The sequence below is a fragment of the Camelimonas sp. FR25 genome (assembly GCF_059740505.1).
On record NZ_JCAWFG010000045.1, the window covers coordinates 179,800 to 201,225 of the forward strand.

At 65.5% G+C, this 21,426-nt stretch carries 18 protein-coding genes; 9 read left to right on the forward strand and 9 right to left on the reverse strand.

Going from position 1 to position 21,426, the window contains the following annotated elements; genetic code table 11:
* The first annotated feature begins 6 nt into the window (after positions 1–6).
* Complete coding sequence (locus AC6A67_RS06400) at positions 7–1,329, forward strand: UDP-glucose dehydrogenase family protein (RefSeq protein WP_498035710.1); 1,323 nt, start codon at positions 7–9, stop codon at positions 1,327–1,329.
* A gap of 249 nt (positions 1,330–1,578) precedes the next feature.
* Here the strand turns inward: AC6A67_RS06400 and AC6A67_RS06405 are convergent, their stop codons facing one another.
* From AC6A67_RS06405 to rfbA, 4 genes are all read right to left on the reverse strand, one after another.
* Positions 1,579–2,802 carry an acyl-CoA dehydrogenase family protein gene (locus AC6A67_RS06405; RefSeq protein WP_498035711.1) on the reverse strand — a complete coding sequence of 408 codons (1,224 nt, stop codon included), beginning with the start codon at positions 2,800–2,802 and terminating at the stop codon, positions 1,579–1,581.
* 469 nt (positions 2,803–3,271) lie between these two features.
* Positions 3,272–6,865 carry an ATP-binding protein gene (locus AC6A67_RS06410; RefSeq protein WP_498035712.1) on the reverse strand — a complete coding sequence of 1,198 codons (3,594 nt, stop codon included), beginning with the start codon at positions 6,863–6,865 and terminating at the stop codon, positions 3,272–3,274.
* The gene (locus AC6A67_RS06415) at positions 6,865–8,175 is read right to left on the reverse strand and encodes a metallophosphoesterase family protein (protein ID WP_498035713.1); all 1,311 of its coding nucleotides are present in this window, start codon (positions 8,173–8,175) and stop codon (positions 6,865–6,867) included. Before AC6A67_RS06415 ends, AC6A67_RS06410 begins: the two co-directional genes overlap by 1 nt.
* A gap of 273 nt (positions 8,176–8,448) precedes the next feature.
* On the reverse strand, positions 8,449–9,357 hold the full coding sequence (gene rfbA, locus AC6A67_RS06420; protein ID WP_498035714.1) for a glucose-1-phosphate thymidylyltransferase RfbA: 909 nt from the start codon (positions 9,355–9,357) through the stop codon (positions 8,449–8,451).
* Between the two features lie 86 nt (positions 9,358–9,443).
* Here rfbA and AC6A67_RS06425 point away from each other — a divergent pair, with 86 nt between their 5' ends.
* On the forward strand, positions 9,444–9,797 hold the full coding sequence (locus AC6A67_RS06425) for a hypothetical protein (protein WP_498035715.1): 354 nt from the start codon (positions 9,444–9,446) through the stop codon (positions 9,795–9,797).
* Positions 9,798–9,826: 29 nt separating this feature from the next.
* Here AC6A67_RS06425 and AC6A67_RS06430 read toward each other — a convergent pair whose 3' ends face one another.
* On the reverse strand, positions 9,827–10,006 hold the full coding sequence (locus AC6A67_RS06430) for a hypothetical protein (protein WP_498035716.1): 180 nt from the start codon (positions 10,004–10,006) through the stop codon (positions 9,827–9,829).
* 346 nt (positions 10,007–10,352) lie between these two features.
* On the opposite strand from AC6A67_RS06430, the gene AC6A67_RS06435 reads away from it, so the two are divergent.
* The 7 genes from AC6A67_RS06435 (at position 10,353) to rutD (ending at position 16,515) form a co-directional block, all read left to right on the forward strand.
* Positions 10,353–11,399 (forward strand): ABC transporter substrate-binding protein, encoded by a 1,047-nt coding sequence (locus AC6A67_RS06435; protein ID WP_498035717.1) that lies wholly within the window; start codon positions 10,353–10,355, stop codon positions 11,397–11,399.
* 232 nt (positions 11,400–11,631) lie between these two features.
* Complete coding sequence (locus tag AC6A67_RS06440; RefSeq protein ID WP_498035718.1) at positions 11,632–12,318, forward strand: isochorismatase family protein; 687 nt, start codon at positions 11,632–11,634, stop codon at positions 12,316–12,318.
* A gap of 157 nt (positions 12,319–12,475) precedes the next feature.
* A complete protein-coding gene (locus AC6A67_RS06445; RefSeq protein ID WP_498035719.1) occupies positions 12,476–12,862 on the forward strand; it encodes a Rid family hydrolase in 387 nt (128 codons plus the stop codon).
* Positions 12,863–12,865: 3 nt separating this feature from the next.
* The gene (locus AC6A67_RS06450; protein WP_498035720.1) at positions 12,866–13,690 is read left to right on the forward strand and encodes an ABC transporter permease; all 825 of its coding nucleotides are present in this window, start codon (positions 12,866–12,868) and stop codon (positions 13,688–13,690) included.
* A gap of 72 nt (positions 13,691–13,762) precedes the next feature.
* Complete coding sequence (locus tag AC6A67_RS06455; protein WP_498035721.1) at positions 13,763–14,623, forward strand: alpha/beta fold hydrolase; 861 nt, start codon at positions 13,763–13,765, stop codon at positions 14,621–14,623.
* Positions 14,610–15,404 carry an ABC transporter ATP-binding protein gene (locus AC6A67_RS06460; RefSeq protein WP_498035722.1) on the forward strand — a complete coding sequence of 265 codons (795 nt, stop codon included), beginning with the start codon at positions 14,610–14,612 and terminating at the stop codon, positions 15,402–15,404. The genes AC6A67_RS06455 and AC6A67_RS06460 overlap by 14 nt, the downstream gene beginning before the upstream one ends.
* 328 nt (positions 15,405–15,732) lie before the next feature.
* A complete protein-coding gene (rutD, locus tag AC6A67_RS06465; RefSeq protein ID WP_498035723.1) occupies positions 15,733–16,515 on the forward strand; it encodes a pyrimidine utilization protein D in 783 nt (260 codons plus the stop codon).
* A 56-nt stretch (positions 16,516–16,571) separates the two neighbouring features.
* Here rutD and AC6A67_RS06470 read toward each other — a convergent pair whose 3' ends face one another.
* From AC6A67_RS06470 to AC6A67_RS06485, 4 genes are all read right to left on the reverse strand, one after another.
* Complete coding sequence (locus AC6A67_RS06470) at positions 16,572–17,573, reverse strand: 3'-5' exonuclease (protein WP_498035724.1); 1,002 nt, start codon at positions 17,571–17,573, stop codon at positions 16,572–16,574.
* Positions 17,574–17,807: 234 nt separating this feature from the next.
* Positions 17,808–18,557, reverse strand: coding sequence for a ligase-associated DNA damage response endonuclease PdeM (pdeM, locus tag AC6A67_RS06475; protein WP_498035725.1), 750 nt, complete (start codon positions 18,555–18,557; stop codon positions 17,808–17,810).
* Between the two features lie 384 nt (positions 18,558–18,941).
* A complete protein-coding gene (locus tag AC6A67_RS06480) occupies positions 18,942–20,027 on the reverse strand; it encodes an NAD(P)/FAD-dependent oxidoreductase (protein WP_498035726.1) in 1,086 nt (361 codons plus the stop codon).
* Positions 20,024–21,426 (reverse strand): LodA/GoxA family CTQ-dependent oxidase (locus tag AC6A67_RS06485; protein WP_498035727.1); only part of this gene is annotated, 1,403 nt, incomplete at its 5' end. The genes AC6A67_RS06485 and AC6A67_RS06480, both read right to left, overlap by 4 nt.

Here is a 21,426-nt window from a genome sequence, read left to right on the forward strand (position 1 = left end):
GGTACAATGCGTGTTGCGATGATCGGCGCGGGCTATGTGGGCCTCGTTTCCGGAACCTGTTTCGCTGATTTTGGTCACTCGGTGGTATGTGTCGACACTGACGCCACGAAGATCGCCAATCTGCACGCCGGCAAGCTGCCGATTTACGAGCCTGGGCTTGAGCAACTGGTCGCCTCCAATGTGCGCCAGGGTCGCCTAGAGTTCACCACCGATCTGGCCAGCGCCGTCGCAGGGGCCGAAGCGGTGTTCATCGCCGTCGGCACGCCCTCCCGTCGTGGCGATGGCCATGCCGATCTGAGCTATGTCCGCCAGGCCGCCGCCGATATCGCCGCCGCCATCGACGGCTATACGGTCGTGGTCAACAAATCGACCGTGCCAGTCGGCACAGGCGATGAGGTGGCGCGGATCATTCGTGAGGCCAGGCCTGAAGCGGAGTTTTCCGTCGTCTCCAACCCGGAGTTCCTGCGCGAGGGCGCGGCGATTGAGGATTTCAAACGGCCCGACCGCATTGTCATCGGGGCCGAGGATGAACGGGCGCGCGAGGTGATGCGCGACCTGTACCGGCCGCTGTTCCTCAACCAGGCGCCGCTGGTGATGACCGGGCGGCGCACGGCCGAGCTGACCAAATACGCCGCCAACGCCTTCCTCGCCATGAAGGTCACGTTCATCAATGAAGTCGCTGATCTGTGCGAGCAGGTCGGGGCCAATGTGCAGGAGGTGGCGCGCGGCATCGGGCTCGACAAACGCATCGGGGCCAAGTTCCTGCATGCTGGCCCGGGCTATGGCGGGTCGTGTTTCCCCAAGGACACGCTGGCCATGGTCAAGACGGCCCAGGACGCCGGCAGTCCGGTGCGGCTGGTGGAGACCACCGTCGCCATTAACGACGCCCGCAAGCGCGCCATGGCGCAGCGGGTGATCGCCGCCTGCGATGGCGCGGTCAGCGGCAAGCGCATCGCCCTGCTCGGCCTGACCTTCAAGCCCAATACGGACGACATGCGCGACGCGCCGTCGATCGACATCATTGAGGAGTTGCAGGCGGCGGGCGCACAGATCGTCGCCTATGACCCCGAAGGCGTGGAGCAGGCGCAGCGCGTGCTGCGCGACGTGACTTACGCCAGCGATCCTTATGCCTGCGCCATGGACGCCGACGCGCTGGTGATCGTCACCGAATGGGACGCCTTCCGCGCCCTCGATCTGCATGAACTGAAACGTCGCCTGCGTCAGCCCATCCTTGTCGACCTGCGTAACATTTACCCGCCTGAGGACGTGGCCGAGGCCGGGCTGCGCTATGTCAGCGTAGGGCGGCCGGTGGCTCAACCGGCGGCATAAGAGCCCAGGCCGCGCGGCTCACGAGGCTTGCACGAGGCATCCAGGAGGCTGATGCGTCAGCATCCATGCGCGTAGTGACCGCTCGCCCTGCGCGTCAGCCGACGCCGGGCTTCCGCCTTCGTGGACTTGCCCGCAGGAGCACAAACGACAAGGGGCGCAGCCTGGCTGCGCCCCTTGAACTTTTTCTGTCGCCGCAACCCCGGTCCCAGGCTCGATCGCCGGTCCGGGGCTGACGCCGCCCGCCCGCGCTTACTTGCCGGCGTTGACGTATTCCTGGATCTTCATCTTGCCGAGCTGCGACATGTGCACCTCGTCCGGACCGTCGGCGATGCGCAGGAAGCGGTTCAGGGTGAAGAAATAGGCCAGCGGGGTGTCGTCGCTGACGCCCATGCCGCCGTGCGACTGGATGGCGCGGTCGATGACGGTCTGGGCCATCTGCGGGGCGATAATCTTGATGGCGCCGATCAGGTCCTTGGCGACCTTGTTGCCATACCGGTCCATGGCGTCTGCAGCCTTCAGGGTCAGCAGGCGGGCCATTTCGACCTCACAGAACGAACGGGCGACGTCCTGGCGGATCGAGCTCTGGTCCGAGAGCTTCTTGCCGAAGGCGACGCGGCTGTCGACGCGGCGCGCCATGATCTCCAGGGCGCGCTGGGCCTGGCCGATCGAGCGCATGCAGTGATGGATGCGGCCCGGACCAAGGCGGCCCTGGGCGATCTCAAAGCCCTTGCCCTCGCCCATGATGATGTTGGACTTGGGGATGCGCACGTTCTCGAGGCGCAGCTCCGCCTCGCCGCCCGGCGAATGCAGATTGCCGAACACCGTGGTGGTGCGGACGATGTGCACGCCGGGGGTGTCGCGCGGAATGATCACCGTCGACTGCTGCTGGTGGCGCGGGTTTTCCGGATTGGTCTTGCCCATCAGCAGCAGCAGCTTGCAGCGCGGGTCCATGATGCCGGAGATCCACCACTTGCGGCCATTGATGACATAGTCATCGCCGTCAGCAACGATCGAGGTCTCGATATTGGTGGCGTCAGACGACGCGACCTGCGGCTCGGTCATCAGATAGGCCGAACGGATGTCGCCGTTGAGCAGTGGGGTCAGCCACTCGTCCTTCTGCGCCTGGGTGCCGAACTTGGCCAGCACTTCCATGTTGCCGGTGTCAGGCGCGGCGCAGTTGAACACCTCGGACGACCACGGCACGCGGCCCATGATCTCGGCGAGCGGCGCATATTCGAGGTTCGACAGGCCAGGCGAGTACTCGCCATATTCATGCGGCAGGAACAGGTTCCACAGGCCCTCGGCCTTGGCCAGCGCCTTCAGCTCGTCAAGCTTGGGCCAGTGCACCCACAGATTGGCCGGATCGCGAACCCACTCATGATGCGCATGCTCATTCGGGTAGATGTGCGCGTCCATGAACCGCTCGAGCTTGGCCTGCAGTTCACGCACCTTCTGGGTGGGTTCGAAATCCATGTCTCTTCCCTCGTGTTGCGGGCGCAGGGCGCGGTCAGCCGCTGTCCGTGCGTCCGGTTATTGTGTGCGCAGCCCTGTGGGGCAGCGCATGGCGTGACGGATTGCTGCGTCAAAGCGGCGCGACGCAGGCCGTCGTAAAACGTATCGGGGGGCTGTCCACACGCAGTCCCGCCGCCAGACCGACGCATCGCGGCGCTACAGGGATCATCGCTGTGGGTGAAACACTGCGCCGGGGGCGACGCGAAACCGCGCCGGGGCGCGCAGCCTGGAGGAGCCGCACAGGGCCCCGCATCTGGCAGATTGGCCCCAGGCGCGACGGGCACGGCGTCATTCTATCGCGACGCCTTATGCTCACTGTTCGCGCCCGGAGGCCGCCGTCCTGTTTATTTTCTCCCCGTCTGAAAGCTTTATCGCATGGTTTCCGGCGCGCGGTCCAATAGGTGTTTTTTCGACAAATATGTGGTTTTGGTTATGGATCGTCGCCCGACGGCGCGCCAGAAAGCTTATGAATCAACACATCCGGGCAACGGGTGCGGGCGATCTCGCACAGATGAGCGTGATGGGTGAGATAGATCACCTGGCCATGCCCGGACATGGCGCCGAGCAGGTCGAAAGTGGCGGCGGCGCGGTCGTCGTCGAAGGTCTCCAGAATATCGTCGGCGACAAAAGGCGGCGGCGTGCGGGTGGCGGCGAAGTCCTCATAGGCGGCGATGCGCAGCGCCAGATAGAGCTGGAAGCGCGCCCCCTTGGACAGATGCTCGACCCTGCGGGCGATGCGGTTGTGATCCACCGCCATCAGCATCTCGCCATTGGGTCCCGGATGCGCCTCCAGCCCGGCCCAGGCGCCGCAACTCATATGGCTGAACGCCGCTGAGGCGTGGCGCAGCAAGGCGCTGCGATGGTTCTCGCGCCACAGCGACAGGCCGCGCTCCGCCGCCGCCACGCCGAGGCGCAGGCGCAGCCAGGCCTGCGCCTTGTCCGCAATCTCCAGCAGCAGCGCCTGACGCTGGGCGTCCAGCTGCGCCACGGCGCTGTCGGGGGCAATGGCGGCCAGCGCCTGCTCGGCCTTGCGCTTCTCCGCGAACAGCTCCTGCATCTGGGCCTGCACGGCGCGGCGCTCCTCGCTGAGGGTCGCCTGCTCGGCGGTCAGGGCGGCCCGGTCGGCGTCGGCCAGCAGACGGTCCGCCTCGTCTGGCGATGGCGCCCCTGTGAAGGCCATCAGTTGCTGCTCGATGTCGGCGACCTGAGCCCGGAAGCCTTCGCGTCGGTCGCTGGTCTCGAGCGCGCTCTGGATCTCCACAATACTGTCGACGCCGAAATGCCGCGCCATCTGACTCACCTCGGCGTCGAGCCGGGCGCGCGCCTGCATCACCTCGCGCAGCTCCTGCTGGTTGCGCTCGACCGCCTCCTGCAGCGTGTCGCGCTGTCTCGCAGCGTCGCGGGCGGCCTCGGCGCGGGCTTCCAGCTTGCGGAACAGGGAGGCGGCGTCAGTGGACGCAAGGCTCATCGCGTCCGGGCCCTGCGTGACGCCAGATCGGTCAGGGCCAGCGTGCTGAGGCGCAGGCGCCGTGGCCTCCGAGCTGGCAAGGGCGCTTGCAGGGGTGCTGGCGGGTTGAAGCCGCTGCGCCAGCGCCGTCACTGCGTCGGCAAACAGTTTCTGGTCGCGCTCCATTTTGCCGATGCGTGTCGCCAGATCTTGCCGCTGCAGCAGCAGCTTCTCCAGCGTACCTAGCAAATCGAGCGCCGCCCGCACCCGTGTCGGCGTTGGCGCAACTTCGCCCCCCCCGGCGTCGCGGCCCAGCCAGCAGGCGCCGCAGACGGCGCGCCAGCGCGCGTCCCACGCCGCCACCGCATCGGCGATACGGCTGGCGGCGCGACGGCGCTGCTCCAGGGCTGTGGTGGCGCGGGCGATGGCGTCGCGGCGCTGCCGCCGGCTGGATGCGGCGCCAATCAGGGTCTGCGCCGCATCCAGCAATTCGGGCAGATCGGCCTCGTCTGTAGTTTCTGCGGGCAGGAGCCGGCGCAGGGCGGCGACGGCTATGGCGCGTTGCGCCTCGGCTTCCGCAAGTTCATGGGCTGCGTCGAGCGCCGGGCCGCGCGCGTCCAGCGCCGCTGCGCGACGCTGCAGCCAGGCGGCCAGATCATCGGGCGCGGCGAAAGCGCCGAGCGCCGGCGAAACACCTGCCGCCAGCGCCCTGACGCGCGCCTCCAGCTCAGCGATGGCCTCCTCGGCCGCCAGCCGTCGCGCCAGCAACTGCTCGCGCTGGCTGGCCCGCTTGGCCTGCTGTTGACGCAACTCCGCCGCTTTGGCCAGCTCGGCCTGCCGGGTCAGCCGGGTCTCGGCCACCATGTCATCGTGGCGCATGGCGTCGGCGAAAGCGTCGGCGGTTTCTGCGGTCAGCGCGCTGCGATGGACGGCCCAGGCCTGCTCGCGTTGCGCCCGTGCCCGCACATGGGCGCCGTCATCCGTCGCGCCAGTGACGGCGGCGATGCCGTCCAGTTCGGCGGCCAGCCGTTGCAGCTCGTCGTCGGCAGCGGCAATGTGCTCGTTGAGCGCCGCCATCTGGCGCGCGGCGTCGGCGCGCGCGCGGCTCAGGTCATCCAGAACCGACGCCGCCGGGGTCGCCAGCGCGGCGAGTTCAGCGGCATCGCCGCGCCAGGGCGCCAACAATTGCAGGCGTTGGGCGAGGCTCTGGTCGGCGTGCGCCTTGTTGCGCTGCGCCACGCTGATCCTGCGGTCGAACGCCTGCTGCCGGATGTCGTCCACCAGCGCGGAGAGCCGGGCGATGTGGGCGTCATCATCCGTTTCAGGCGGCAACGTGTCGCCAGCGGCCAAATCGGCCAGCGCCAGCCGTGCCTCTTCCAGCTCGCGCGTCGCGTCGCCCGACTGGGCGTCGAGCACCGTGCGGCTTTCGATGAGTTCGCGCAGGCTGACGATGACATGGTTGGGCAGCCGCAAGGCGGCGGCGTCGACATCGGCTGGCTGGTCGAGCTGGCGCACCAGCTCCGCCAGCTGGCGATCCGTAAGCTCCAGATCATGGCGCAGCCGGGGGATGTCGGGGATCGCCGCGGCGTGGCGGATTTGCAGCAGGCGGGCCTGCTCCAGATCATCAGCCAGCGCCAGCCCGACCGCATCGCGGGGTAGCGCCGCCAGCCTGCGCGCGAGGTCAGTCTCCCGCTCGCGCAGCGCCTGCAGTCGCGTGCGGGTTTCGGCGTCGGCCACCAGCAATTGTCCGGCGCGTTTGCCCCAGTCAGCCGGGGCGGGCGGAAACGCCGGCAGCGCCGCAAGCCCCGCCCGGGCAACGGCGAGCTTGGGAGCGACGACCAGAGCCGACAGCAGATCACCCGCCAGCTTCAGGCGCTGCTCAAGCTGGCCCATGCGCGCCGCTGCCTGCTGATAGCTGGCGTCGGCGGCCTCCAGCTCCTTCTTGCGGCGGGAATACATCGCCTCGGTGGTGTCGATCCCGGCGCGTTGCTCGCGCAGCTCCAGCAATTGGGCCTTCAACTGGGCCAGGGCGGACTTGCGCGAGCGCGGCTTCCAGAAGCCGTCGGCCTTGTCCTGCAGCTCCGTGAGCGTTGTTGACACCGCGCCAATGCCAGCGCTCGCCGCATACAGCATCTCGCCCAATTGGCCCCGGCTCTCCAGCGCCTCGCGGCCACCTTCCTCCAGCGCGCGGGAATCCATCGAAAACATGTTGGCGTAAGCGGCGCGGGACAGGCCATTCATCGCCTGCAGCAGCGCCTCATCTGAGACCGGGCCGCCGCTTGCGTCGAGCAGGCTGTTCTTGTTGCGCTTCAGCCGCACATAGTCGTGCGTCGCGCCATTGATAGCGAAGCGGGCGCCGACGCGCATCGCGTCATAACCATGCAGATATGCGTAAGCGTTGGTGAGGCCCATGCCATAGAGCAGGTCGAGCCAGGCGTTGAGCGTGGTGGTCTTGCCGGCTTCATTGGGACCGAGCACCAGATGCAGATCGGGCTTGCCGGGCCGGGCCGGGCCGAAATCCAGCGTCTGGTCGGTGAACTTGCCGTAACGGTCGAGGCGGAGCTGTTCGATGCGCATCAGACCTCGCCCTCAGCGTCTTGCCCCTGGAGGCTCGCCAGCACCTCGGCCACGCCCTGTTCAGCCAGCTCAGCGAGCAACGCCTCACGCAAGGCTTCCGTTGGCGGGTCGAAGGCGTCGCGTAACTCCGCCGGTAGCTGGCCGATCAATTCGCTCAATGTGTCGCGCGCCACCTGGGCGAAGGCGGCGGAGGGCAGCACGCGATCGGTGATCAGCCCGGCCAGCTCATGGCGCGGGTCGGCGTCATCGCTGACGGTGACGGCGGGCTCACGCAGGTCAGCCGCCAGTTCGAGCTTGTCGATAAAGCACTGGTCCAGCCGTTGCGACGCCTCCTGGGCTTCGCCGAGCAGACGATCGGCGTCGCGCCGCACCCAGCCCGCCATGGCGGTGGCGCCGCCAAGCCGCAGCCGCGCCAGCAACGCCGGGCTGGCGACAGCGTCGCGCAATTGCGCCAGAGCGCCATACAGTCGCGCATTGACCTCGGCCCGGCTCGCGGCGCCGGTGAGGTCGACGTCCATGCGGGCGAACTCGGCCTGGCTGGTGATGCGCTCTTCCAGCGTAACGTTGTGGTCGTCATCGATGGCGACGAGGGTGGCGGAGCGCGGGCCTGGCTCATTGATGTCGCGGCCCTGCGGATTGCCGGGCATGACGATGGTGCTGCGGCCCCGGTGCACGGCGCGCTTGTGAATGTGGCCCAGCGCCCAATAGTCGAAGCCATGGGCGTCGAGATCGGCGACAGAACAAGGGGCGTAGACGTCGTGACCCTCCACGCCGCCGAGGCTGGTGTGCATGACGCCGATATTGATGGCCCCGGCGACAGGCTGCCGGTACTTGGGCAGCAGCGATTCCGGCGCGTGCGGCCTGGCGAAACTGAGACCGTGAACGTACACGGGGGTCGCGCCATCCGGGCGCGGATGTTCCACCGGCGTGGCGTGGCCGCTGAACAGATGCACATTGGCCGGCAGGGTGAGTTCACGGCTGATGCGTGAGGCGGCGTCGTGATTGCCGCGGATCAGATAGACCCGGATTGCGGCCTCCTCCAGCCGCCGCAATTGCGCGGCGAGAAACAGCGCCGTCTTCATCGAGGTCTGGTCGCTGTCATACAGGTCGCCGGCGAGGATCAGGGCGTCGACCTGCTCGTCCAGGCACAGATCGACAATGCGCCGCAACGCCTCGCGTGAGGCGTCGCTGATCAGCGCCGCAGCGTCGGCGTCGCGCAGGGCGAGGGTGCGCAGGGGTGAATCGAGATGAATGTCTGCAGCGTGGACGAAACGGAACACCAACTGCCCCCAGAATTGGCCAGCCGCCATGCGTCGGGCCGGATACGCCAGACCAGAGACCTGCGCCGGCTCAGGGCCGCCACGCGGGTTTCCGAGGGCGGCAGTCCTGGCAGAGGCGCGCGGATGTGAGGGAGAAAATCGCCCAGGTTCGAGAGCAAGGCAAATGGGACCTGGGCGCCTGGCGTATGACGAAGCGGATAGGCCCATGGCGCTTGTCAGGCCGTAGGGCGCAACGACCAGCAGCCCGTTCCGCGGGACGACGCCAGACTGTTGCGCCGCCAGGTTGCACGAACCACGGACTGGTCAGGCGGTGCGACGTGAGCCGACGATGGATGTGACGACGCCGCCTTCATGCGCCCGGCGCACCAGATACTGGCCATAGCCGCTTTTGCCGAGTTCGACGCCGAGACGCTCCAGCTGCTGTGCGTCGATAAAGCCCTGCTCGTACGCCACCTCTTCAGGGCAGGCGATGCGCTGGCCCTGACGCTTCTCAAGGGTACGCACGAAATTCGCGGCGTCGACGAGGCTGTCATGGGTGCCGGTGTCGAGCCAGGCGAAGCCACGGCCCATCTGCTGCACATTGAGCTTGCCGGCCTCGAGATAGGCGCGGTTGACGTCGGTGATCTCGAGTTCGCCGCGGGGCGACGGCTTGAGGTTGGCGGCGATGTCGACCACGTCCTTGTCGTAGAAATAAAGGCCCGTGACCGCCCAGTTCGAGCGTGGCCGGGCCGGCTTCTCCTCAATGCTCAGGGCGCGCCCGGCCTTGTCGAACTCGACGATGCCATAGCGCTCCGGGTCGGTGACATTGTAGGCGAACACGGTGGCGCCATCCTGCTGGGCGCGGGCTTGGCCGAGCAGGTCGGTGAGACCGTGGCCATAATAAATGTTGTCGCCGAGGATCAGGGCAGAATTGCTGTCCTTCACAAAATCCGCACCGATGACGTAGGCCTGCGCCAGTCCATCCGGGCTTGGCTGCTCGGCGTACGAGAACTCGACGCCCCAGCGCGCGCCGTCGCCAAGCAGGCGCTGGAACTGCGGCAAGTCTTGCGGCGTGGAAATAATGAGAATTTCGCGAATACCCGCCAGCATCAGCACGCTGAGCGGATAGTAAATCATCGGCTTGTCATAAACCGGCATCAGCTGTTTTGAGGTGACGAGGGTCAAGGGATGCAGGCGCGTGCCCGAACCACCTGCCAGAATAATGCCCTTCATCTTCTCTCCAAGCCCTTGTCAGTTAGGTCGCGTGTCGCGGGACAATGGTGAAAGTGATTCTAATTGGCAAGAGGCAGGACGCATCTGTGAAACACAGTGAGCCCTGTGGGCGCGTCGGCAATTCATCGCTCAGGCGAGGCGCCGGATATGAATTGGGGCGGCTGCGCAAGCTTCGCGCGACCGCGCCGCCCCGCCGTCGTGACGGCCATGGCGGAGGCATGCAAACCGCCCAACAACGCCCCAGAGAAGCACGCAGAGTCAAGCGGCCGGCGACCGCCCGGAAAAGGCTGGCAAGGCCGCAGATCAACGTGTCACGACGCGTAAACCAGCAGATACAGGGCGCCCGCCAGCGGGAAGACGATGCCGACAAGAAATGGAAGCAGATTTCTGGCCATGGGCAATCCTGTAATCTCGTCACCGACCACTGGCTGCGTTTCTGACGTTTCGGCTGCAACTATTTAACCTTTTATTAAGCTTTTGCAAAGCGGGAATCTATTGCCAAGCTTTGCAGCGCCATCAGCCGTTCAAGGGGGCGCGGGGTCAAAGTAACCGGGATACGCGGCTTGCCGCAGGCCTCGCCACCTGACGACAGATGGGCGCGCCATGTGTTGCGCAAGCGCAGCACGAAACTCAGCAAACCGTCGTTCATGTTTCCGCGCGCATGCTCCCTCCGCCATCGGCCCCTGTGTCAAGCAGACGCCGCTGCCGTCGTCGTGCCAGACCGGGATCGACCCGCCTCGATGGCGCGGCCCTCCTCGACGTCCCTTGCCTGACTGGCGCAAGACGCCGTTGATCGCAGGCGACGCCTCGCCCAGGCGCAACCGCTGCGATGACGCCAAATGCCAGGCGCTGCGCGCACGTTTTGTGCAGAATTGACGCAAGGGCGCCCAGCATGAGTGCGTTGCCTTTTCGGCAATCTGGCATGACAAAAATGCTTCTTTTCAGAACGCAAGGCGGCGCCCTAGCCTGCGGATATCGAACCTGAGGAGAGACAGATGGTTGACCGCGCAGGGCCGCATTTTCCCAAGCCCAACATCATTTCAGTCAATCGTCGCACCATTCTGTTGGGCGGCGCTGCGGCTGCGGCCGCCACCGCCCTCGGCAGCCTCGGCGCCGTCGCCCAGGGTCTGAAGCAGATCAAGGTTTCTGAAGCCATCCACCTCGGCATTTACGCGTCGCTCTATGCGGCCAAACATGGCGGCTATTTCAAGAAGAATGGCCTCGATGTCAGCATCGCCTCCGCCGGAGGCATCGCAGCCGCTGTGCCGGTGTTGCTGTCTGGCAACGCCACCTTCGCCGTCACTGGCACGGGCATGTCGGTGAACGCCGCCAGCGAAGGCGCGAGGGTGATGAATGTCGCCAAGGTGGTGGGCGGCATGGCGCTGTGGGCGGTGGCCAGGCCGGGCGTGAAGATCGCCAGCGCCGAAGACTTCAAGGGCAAGACCATCGCCACGCTGAAGTTCCCGTCCTCGACCCTGCAGGTCATCAACCAGCTGCTCAAGCAGGCAGGCATGACGGCGGAGACGGCGGGCGTGAAGTTCCTGCAGTTGCCGCCAGGCGCCCAGGCCCAGGCGGTGCTCGACGGGCGCGCCGATTTCGCCTCAATGTTCGAATGGGACGTGTCGATCGCAAAGGAAAAGTTTGGTCTCGAGGCGCCGCTGTCGCTTGGCGCCATGCTGCCCGAGATGGCGCTGACCACCACCATCGCCAGCCAGTCGCTGGTGGAGAAGGACCCGGGGCTGATCCAGGCCTATGTCAACGCCCTCGCCGAGGCGCAGAAGGCGTTGCACGCCGACCGCGATCTGTTTGTCTCGACGTCCGCCAGGGAGTTCCCGCAGGTGAGCGAGGCGGTTATTCGCGCCGCGGCGGAGAACCTGCTGGTTCATACAAAAGCCATTCCGCATAACCCGCTGATCAGCCGCAAGGACTGGGACGAGGTGATGGCGTTTGAGCTCGACGGCGGCTCGATCAAGAAGACGCTGCCCTTCGACCAGATGGTCAACAACAGCTTCTCCGAGAAGGCTGTCGCCGCCCTGAAGTAAGGCTGCGACTCTCCCGGAGCGCCGGCCGCTGCGTCTGGCGGATCAGACAGCGGCGGACAAGTTTGAGCCAGGGAGCAAGGCGCCGTTCAGCTGAACCGTGCCTGTTCCAGGCGCGGCGCGGACGGCGGCCGCCCTCCGAACGTCCAGACACCCTTACATGTCGATGCGTAACCCACCGGGGCGCCGCCGCGCCCCGCACCGGGGCGCGCGTCCAGTTTTCCCGGAGCGGACCATGACGACCACCCTAACCGCCCAGCCGGAAGCCATCAGCTTCGACCCACGGCGCGCCGCGCTGATCATCGTCGACATGCAGAACGGCTATTGCAGCGAAGGCGGCTATTTCTCGCACCTTGGCGTTGACCTGTCCGGGACGGCGCGCGTCGCGCCTGTCATCGCCACCCTCGCCAGCGCCATGCGCGCCGCCGGCGCCCAGATCATCTGGCTGCAGAATGGCTGGGACGCAGAACAGAAAGAGGCTGGCGGCCCCGGCTCCGTGAACCAGCTCAAGGGCAATTCGCTGAAGCTGATGCGGGCCCGTCCGGAACTGGCCGGCAAACTGCTGACCAAAGGCGGCTGGGACTACCAGATCATCGACCTGCTGACGCCGGACGCCGCTGACATCATCGTGCCGAAGCCCCGTTACAGCGGCTTCACCAGCACGGCGCTGGAAAGCATCCTGCGCAGCCGCGGCGTCGAGACGCTGTTTGTCTGCGGCGTCGCCACCAATGTCTGCGTGGAATCGACCATCCGCGACGCCTTCTTCAAGGAATTCTATCCAGTGCTGGTCACCGACGCCTGTTTCCAGGCAGGGCCAGACTTCATCCAGCAGGCGACCATCTACAACGTCGAGAAATTCTTCGGCTGGACTTCGACGTCGGCCGACGTCAGCGCCGCCTGCGCCACGGCCGTAGCTGCATGACGCAACGTAATGGCGCCGAACTTGCGTAGCCGCCGCCAGTGATCGCGGCGCTGCAGACGACGCAGGGGCAAGGGGCGGGCGCCGCCCGAGGCGCCCTGCGCGTCACACAGGCAAAATGCTGTTTTCGCGGGCAACTGCACCCGAGAGGAACCACACCATGCCGATCCAGACCCTGATCCCCCCGGGCTCCCCCGCTCCCGCAGCCCCTTACACCCCAGGCTGCAAGGCCGGCGGCTTTATCCATGTCGCAGGCATGCTGGCCTTTGGCCCCAACAATGAATCGCTGGGCATTGGCGATGTCCGCGCCCAGACGCGCATCGTGCTGGACAGCATCAAGGGCGTGCTGGAGGCCGGCGGCGCCACGTTCAGGGACGTCGTGTTCAACCAGGTGTTCATCAAGGATCTCAATGACTATGCGGCGATGAACGAGGTGTATCGCGAATACTTCCCGGAGAACCCGCCGCCGCGCTTCTGCATCCGCGCTGATCTGGTGCGCCCGGAACTGCTCGTCGAGATCGCGACGACTGCTTACGTAGGGGAATAACCCATGACCTCCCTGGACGCGGCGCCCATGGCGCAGACCGCGCTTCCTGCCGGAGCCCGCCGCAAGGCGCGGCGTCCAGGCGCGCAACGTGGACGCATTCTTGCCTGGCAGGCCCTGCTGCTGCTGCTGTTCTTCGGCCTGTGGGAATTGTGCATCCGCAGTGAGGTGCTGCCGGTCTATCTGTATGGCCAGCCATCTGGCGTGTGGCGTGAGCTGGTCAATGGCATAGCCAGCGGCGTGCTGCTGGGCCATGGCTGGATTACCGCGCAGGAAACCATCATTGGCTTCCTGATCGGCAGCATCCTCGGCTCCGCCGCCGGCCTGCTGCTGTGGCTGTCGCCCACCGTCTCGGCGGTGTTGCGCCCGGCGCTGATCGCGCTGAACGGCCTGCCCAAGATCGCGCTGGCGCCGCTGATCATCGTCTGGTTCGGCGTTGGCATTGAATCGAAGATCGCTGTCGCCGGCATCATCACTTTCATTGTCGCCATGATCACCAGCGCCGCCGGCGCCCAGGAGGTCGACCATGACTATGTGCGGATGCTCAAGGCGCTGGGCGCCAGCCGCTGGCAGATCTTCCGCATGGTCATTGCCCCAGGGTCAATCCCGTGGATCGCCTCGGCGTTTCGCCTCAACATCGGCTTCGCCATGATTGGCGCGGTGGTGGGCGAGTATATCTCGGCGGAATCCGGCCTTGGATACTTCGTCTATTACTCAGGCACGCTCTACAATCTCAATGCGGTCTGGGCGGGCATTTTCGCCCTGATGATCCTCGCCCTCATCCTCGACTACCTTGTCGGCAAGGTCGAGAAGCGCATTACCTGGAAGTAGCGCCACACCGTTCGCCCGTTGCATGGCCAGGCCGCAGACCTAGCTGTGGAACCTGCTCCGAGGAGACATCCGGTGCCCATTGCACATCTTCCCGACACTGACATTCACTATGAGATCGTCGGTTCCGGCGCGCCGCTGCTGCTGGTGGCTGGCCTGGGCGGATCGGCCTCCTATTGGGGCCCTAACGTTGAGGAACTGGCGCAGCATTACCAGGTGATCCTGCATGATCATCGCGGCACGGGGCGCAGCAGCCGCTTTGAGGGCGACTACAGCGTCGAGATGATGGCCGACGACCTGCTCGGCCTGATGGACTGCATCGGCGTCGACAAGGCGCATCTGGTTGGCCACTCCACTGGCGGGGCTATCGGCCAGGTGCTGGCGGCGAAGGCGCCGGAACGTCTGATCTCCATGGTGCTCTACGCCACCTGGATGGAGCGCGATCCCCAGATGCAGCGCTGCCTCGAATTGCGCCGCGACATCGCCGTGCAGATGGGCGCCGAAGCCTATCACCGCGCCACGCCGCTGTTTCTGTATCCGCCCTGTTTCGTCCGCAACAACGAGGCGCGCATCGCCGCCGAGATCGCCGCAGCCGTAACCCACACCACCAGCGCCAGCATCCTCAGGGCGCGCGTCGACGGCATCATCCGCTTTGATGGCAAGCCTTACCACGCCGCCATCCGGTGCCCGACGCTGCTGCTGGTGAGCGAGGACGACATTCTCACACCGCCCTATTGCACCGACGCCATCGCGCCGCGCATCGACGGGGCCGAGGTGATCAAGCTGCCGCAGGGCGGCCACGCCGTGTCCCGTGTTGATCCGGCCGGGTTCAACCGCATCATCCGCGCCTTCATGGCGCAGCACACTGCCGTAAAGGCATCTGGTTTCCCCTGCGGCGCAACACCCTCCACGGAGAACAGCCATGGCAGCCTCTGACGACGTCGTCCTGCGCGCCCAGAATGTGGGCATGACCTTCAATGAAGACAGCGATGAGCCTGTTTACGCTATCGGCGACGTCAGCTTTGACCTGCACCGCGGCGAGGTGATCGCCATTGTCGGTCCCTCTGGCTGCGGCAAGACCACTTTGTTCAACATTATCGCAGGCCTGCTTGAACCGACACGCGGCTCCATCCAGGTCAATGGCAAGCCGGTGACCCGGGCCACTGGCCATGTCGGCTACATGTTGCAGAAAGACCTGCTGCTGCCCTGGCGCACGGTGCTCGACAATGTCATCATCGGCCTGCAGATCCGGAATGTCGCCCGCAGGGACGCCGAACCCATCGCCCGTGAACTGATCGCCGCCTACGGCCTGAAGGGCTTCGAAGATCGTAAGCCGGCTGCTCTTTCTGGCGGCATGCGCCAGCGCGTCGCCTTCATGCGCACCCTCGCCTTCAGCCCGGACGTGATCCTGCTTGACGAGCCATTCTCGGCGCTCGACAGCCAGACGCGGCTGGTGCTGCAATCGGACATGGCGCGCGTCATTCGCGAGCGGAACTGTTCAGTGGTTCTGGTGACCCACGACGTTGGCGAAGCCATCACCATGGCTGACCGCATCGTGGTGATCACCAACCGCCCGGGCCGGGTGAAGGCGGTGCACAAGGTCGGCATCGCCGCCGACCAGCGCCACCCCTTGCAGATTCGCCAGCTGCCGCGGTTCAACGCGCTGTATGAGACGATCTGGGGCGAGCTCGGCATTGATCTGGACAAGGCGGCCTGACGCGCCGCGTCCCTCTCAACACCGAGGCGGCAGGGGGAATTGACGCCTCCTCCCCGCCTTTCACCAGACCGCTGCGACCAATGGATCCCCAGCTGCGCGGCGCAGCGACGCCAGGCGCCCACCGGTTTTTTCCGGGTCGGATCGCGCCGGTGGACCGGCCCAGGCCGAGGATCATGTGCTGGACCGCGTAAGCGCCCCAGCACCACACCCGCGCTGATATCCAGGCGTCCCGCCCGCCTCGCCCTCCCTTACCTGCGTCGGGGCGCCTTTGCGGCAGCTGGCGGTCGCGGGCGCAACAGCCTCAGCCCCGACGCCAGAAAGCGACGCCATGAATTACGACATCTATCGCAGCTCCCGCCCTGAGGCCGAGACCATTGTCCTGGCTGCGGGGCTTGGCGGGACCTCGGGGTTCTGGACCCCGCAGATTGACGCGCTGCGGGCGCAGTTTCAGGTGATTGTCTATGATCAGCGCGGAACCGGGCGCAATGCCGTGCCGCTGCCGCAGCCTTATAGCATCGGCCATATGGCCGGGGATGTGCTGGCGATTCTGGACGATGCGGGCGTCAGCGCCTGCCATTTCGTTGGCCATGCCCTCGGCGGCCTCATTGGCCTGCAACTGGCGCTGGAGGCGCCGCAGCGCCTGAGCTCGCTGACCCTGGTCAACGCCTGGGCGCAGGTGGACAGCCACACCCGCCGCTGCTTCGACATGCGCCTTGCGCTGCTCGACCATGTCGGGCCTGAAGCCTATGTGCGCGCCCAGCCCATCTTTCTTTACCCGGCGGCCTGGCTATCGGAACATGCCGCGCGGCTTGCAGAGGATGACGCCCATGGCGTGGCGCATTTTCAGGGGACAGACAATCTGAAGGCCCGGATCGGCGCCCTGCTGGCCTTCGACGTCAGCCAGCGTCTCGCCGCCATCACCACCCCGACACTAGTGGCGGCGTCGCGTGACGACGTGCTTGTGCCGTTCACCGCTTCAGAGCAACTGGCCAGCCATTTGCCACATGCGACGCTATGGATGACCACCGAGGGGGGCCATGGCTTCAGCGTTGTCGATCCCACGTCGTTTAACCAGCGCCTGATCGCTTTCGTCGCGGCGCAGGCCGCCTGACGTGGAGGCGCCGCAGCGCTGACCGCCAGACTGCGGCCATTGCTACGCGCGTTGTCCTACGCCTCGCGATAACGGTCGTGGGCGCTGCGCAGCTGGCGGAATGGCGACGCCTCGGGCCATTGGTAAATCTCGTCGCGGAGGAAGCGCAGTTCCTCTTCCGCCTCCGCCTCGGCCACCTCGATCCACCAGGATTTCGGGCGACCGTCGGAGCCGTCGTTCCAGCGATAGCCGCGGGCTTTCAGCTGATCCTTCATGTCGAATGGGCTGCGCTCGGCCCAGATGCAGACGCTGACGCCGGAACTCGCCGCCAGCAAGGCCGCAAACGGCGTTTGCCCATCAGACCCGACAGGTCGCGCCAGCACCTCGAGCAGGGCATGACAATCGTCCACCGCCCGGTGGCCGTCGTGAAACAGCCCGGCCTGGCCGACCAGATAGCCCAGCTTGTTGCCCTCGAAGCCATAGTCACGCCATGGCGCCTCCTTGACGGAGCAGGCCCACGCCTTTTCGGCGAAGACGGGCGTGAGCTTTTCACAAAACGGACGATCGAAGGCGGCGTTATGGGCGATGACCAGATCTGCCGGGGCGATGATCGCTTCCAGCGCCGCAACGTCAATGCGCTGGCCCGCGACCATGGCGTCGGTGATGCCGGTCAGGCGGGTGATCTCGGCTGGAATCGGACCTGATGGCTCCTGCAACGCGCCATAGACGCCGACGACATCGCCCAACGTCCCGTCATCACCATAGGTAAAGGCGACGACGCCGATCTCGATCACCTCATCGAGATCGTGGCGTAGACCCGTGGTTTCGGTGTCGACAATCACACCCAGGCGCTGAAAAGCGCTACGGTCGCGCGCGATCACCGGACGCGGCTGCAGCCGCCGCAAAATGCGATAATCGCCATGGGCTTCCAGCGCCAGGGCCATGGCTTCCATATCCCTTGCAGCCGCGCCGCCCGCCCGACGGCGAGATTGCGCGGCCGGCGACGCAACCGGACGCGGCGTCTGCCGGAAACCTGGATCGTCCTCAAAGAGGTCGAACTGACCCAAAGCCTTGCGCATTGATGCCTCCGGCGCCCCATCCCCGCCACGCCAGCGCTGCGGGGCCACGTGCTGATAGCAGACCAGGGCGCCGGAGGCACCTTCGCTGCAGACACTCGACTGGCTGGGTGAAGCGTGCGGCGCCTTTGCAAACCCCATTGTCAGACGTGCCCGCCTGATGGCGAAACGTCCGCGCCCGACGCGACATGACGCGTGGCGCAAGAGGGTGCGACGACACGCGGGTTGGGATCCCGTTCAGTCCGCGATCAACACAGCGCTCGCCGCGGCGAACACCCGCTGTTCGCCCAGCACGCGCACCTGCATGCCATCAGGAAACAGGCTGGCGATCGCCTGATCCTGCACATTCAATCCCCCGGCATAGGCGCCGAAGGCTGGCAGGATGCAACGGCGCGCATCGGCCACGAAGCAGCGGCGGCGCAGCGTGCGGCCGCGCAGCCGCAGACGCGCGGCGGGGTGCAGATGGCCGGCGAATTCTGCCCCAGCGTCAAAGGCTGGCGACGGAATATGCCGCATGGCGACGTCACCAAGCGTCAGAACTGACTGGCGATCGCCGCCCAGGGTTGCGGGCAGGTGCGGGTCATGGTTGCCGGTGATCCAGATCCAGTCGCGCCCGGCCTGCAGACCTGCCAGCGCAGCGCGATCTGTCGCGGCGAGCCGGTCTGGCCCGCCCGCATCATGGAAACTGTCGCCAAGCGCCACGATGACGCGTGGCTGCAGGCGGGCGACAACCGCGGCGAGCCGCGCCAGGGTCGCGGCCGTGTCCCAGGGCGGCAGCAACGCCCCGCGCGCCGCAAGCGCCGAGCCCTTTTCCAGATGCAAATCGGCGACAACCAGCGTCTGGCTCAGCGGCTCAAACAGCACGCCGGACGCATCCGCCACAAACCACGCGCCGCCGAACGCCAGCCAGCCAGCGTCGCGGCGCTGACTGGCGTTGGCGAGGGTTTGCGCCGCATGCTGGGAGCGGCTGGTGATGGTGTCGTTCATTGCGTCGCCGCCACCCGTAAACGTCAGACAGCCCATACGCAGACATCGTCTCCTGCGACATATCAAGGGGCGGTTGGTCAATCGCAGCGGACTGTGGCTGGATTGCGCCGGACATGGGCCTGGCCGAACTTTTTTGCGATTGTGCGACGTGTAACTGCGCCACATCAGCAGCCTCAAAACTCTGATTAAATGGTCTGCTTTGCACAATGGCGCTGTCCGCAGGCGCGCAGGCGCAAGCATGGCAAAGACCTCCTCAGAGCTGCAAGGATATTCACCAGCGCGTGGCGCAACCGTCGCCAGCATGCGTTTGCGCCATCTGCTCGCTACGGCGATGGTCGGGCAAAAACGTCAGCCCATGACGACAGACGCCGGGCCTGCCAGCCTTCAGCCCGACACGCCGTAGAGCCCTGGATCGGCGCGGTCACGATAGAACGCCGCGTCCCACCGCGCCTCCTGCGCATAGAGTGCGCAAATGTCTGTCACATACTGGCGACGCTTTTCATCAATCTGCGCATCAAGGATAGCCAGCTCCGCATCCGCCCCATTCAGGCTGGCCACCAGAGCCTGGCCGCCAAACCACGCATGCGCCATCGCATTGACGATGCCATGCGCCGACAGTGGATCGAAGGTCATGGCGGCGTCGCCGACAGCCATCCAGTCGCGCCCGCGCCAGTGCGTGAGGCGAGAGCCTCGGGCGTCCACTGCTTGCAGGCGTGTCAAAAGCCGCTGGGAATCGAAAAACGCGCCGATATAAAGCGTATCGCGAAGCAGCTGGGCAAAAAGTGTCGCATCAGTGATGAGGGATCGCGCCAGTTCGGGGGTGGCATGCAACGCGCAAACGCGTTTGCCTCCGGGAATGGGGGCGGTGTACCACCACCCTTCTGGCCGGGCCTCCACGACAGTGCGGCGATCTGGGGCAACGTCCTCGCCCCAGCAGTAAATGGCGATGAGGGGCGGGTCATAGGTGCGCTTGATCCCCATCCGACGCGCCAGCAGCCCCCGACGGCCGCTCGCGTCGACAACGCGGCGGCCGCTGATGCAGCCCCCGCGCCATGTTACCCGCCAATTGCCGTCGACCGCGCGGTCAATACTGCTGACACGGCCATCGTAAAAGCGGGCGCCGCGCTCGGTAGCCGCTTGCCGCAAGGCCGCGTCGAACGCCGCCCGGTTGAGGTGCCAACCGCCCCCCCAGGCCTCAAAGATAAAATCCTTGGCGTGGCTGGCGTTATCACCCCAGCACACGAGGTCACCCGGGTTGTCGATTGGCCCGGTGCGCAAGGCATGCCCATATAGCCCCGCCCGGCGGAGCAAATTTAGCCCCTGCCCGGACAGACTTTCGCCGACCTTCAACGCGGCATATCGCGCCCGATCGTCGATGATCGCAACGTGGGCGCCGAGACTGGCGCAGGTGAACGCCGTGACCGCCCCACTGCAACCAGCCCCGACAACAACGATGTCGTAACTGGTCACACCGTCATCTCCACATAGAGGACCGTTGGCAGCGCGTCTCCGGGACGACCGACCGTCAAGTCTACAGGCGTCTGAATCTGCATGACGATGCCCATCGAGGCGAAATGGGCGATCATGTACTGCGCCTGCGTTTCTTCCTCATCAGGCATCCGACTGTCGGCGTCGGTCGAGAGCTTACGCCACCATTTTTCACGCTGGCGAAACGCGTCCAGCCTCTGGCTCCTGGGAAGCTGAGGATTGAATATGACAGCGGCGGTGTTGGTCGAGAGAACGGAATTAGGCACCCTCGCAGGCCAATAAGTTGGCGTAAAGTCACCAAAACCGAAGGCTGCGTCATATCCCGCCCAGCAGCGAGACGTATCGCCATGCCACGGCAGCGCCATCCAACGCGTCAGGCCGCCCGGAGGTTGTGGTCCCAGTGCGCGGCCTGGCGTATTGGCCTCAGCGTAACCAAACGTCTCACCCTTCACAGGGACATAGATCTGCTCTGTAGTTGCCTCGCGAATGCGGAACGGCGCGCGATACAGTCTCGCGTGCCGCATGGGCCATGTCACCTCGCATCCAGGATGAAAGGCGTCAGCCAGACAGAAATGCAGCGCCGCCTTATCGAGAAGCGCCGGCTGGTCTGTCACCGGGCAGTCCGCAATTGAGGCGTAGCTCGGCGGAGGCGGCTCGTCTACGAAATCACCATTGGCCCAACGCGTGAACCAGGACAAGCGTAACGGCGACAGTGCGCCCATGTCCGACACTTCATCCTCATTCAGATAGGGCCCTCCGCCTTCTGGCACATCCTCGCCGAAGGAATCTCCGTAAAGCAACGGCCATGCCGCATGGTTACTCGTAATTGCAAACGGGTTTTGAAACGCCTTCAGAATCCTCTGCCGGAGCGCGAGATTATCATCCCGACCACTTGACGGAGGCGTGCGGAGTCTTTTCACCAGATCAAGATCGCGGAAATTGTAGCTATTTGGGACACCGTCCCCGAAAATATTGAAAAAATCCGAATTGACCCATGCCAAATCGGTTAGTCGCTGCAGATAAGGCAGTATGTGCTCGGAAAAGGAGATTTTTTCCGGAGCCGACAACATCCCGGCGTCAATGTAAGTCTCCTGCAGCAATTCCCAAAGCGTGCGGAAACCTGCAAAATCCGGCCCATAATTCGGCGGCGCGACGACGACCCACGCCGGATCCGCATCGAAGGTCTTTCCGTCTATTGTCACTTTCGCATGAACGGGACCGTCAGATGTATCATCATACCACTGATTGGCGTTGTTGAACGAACCCGTATTTCTTGAAATAACTGTCGCATCAGGGTCCCCTGGGCTCGCGGTACTTGCGGCGCGCCCACGGCCGCCAAGCACGAGTAACCGCCCATGCTTGTCGGTCCGCGCCTCTCCAA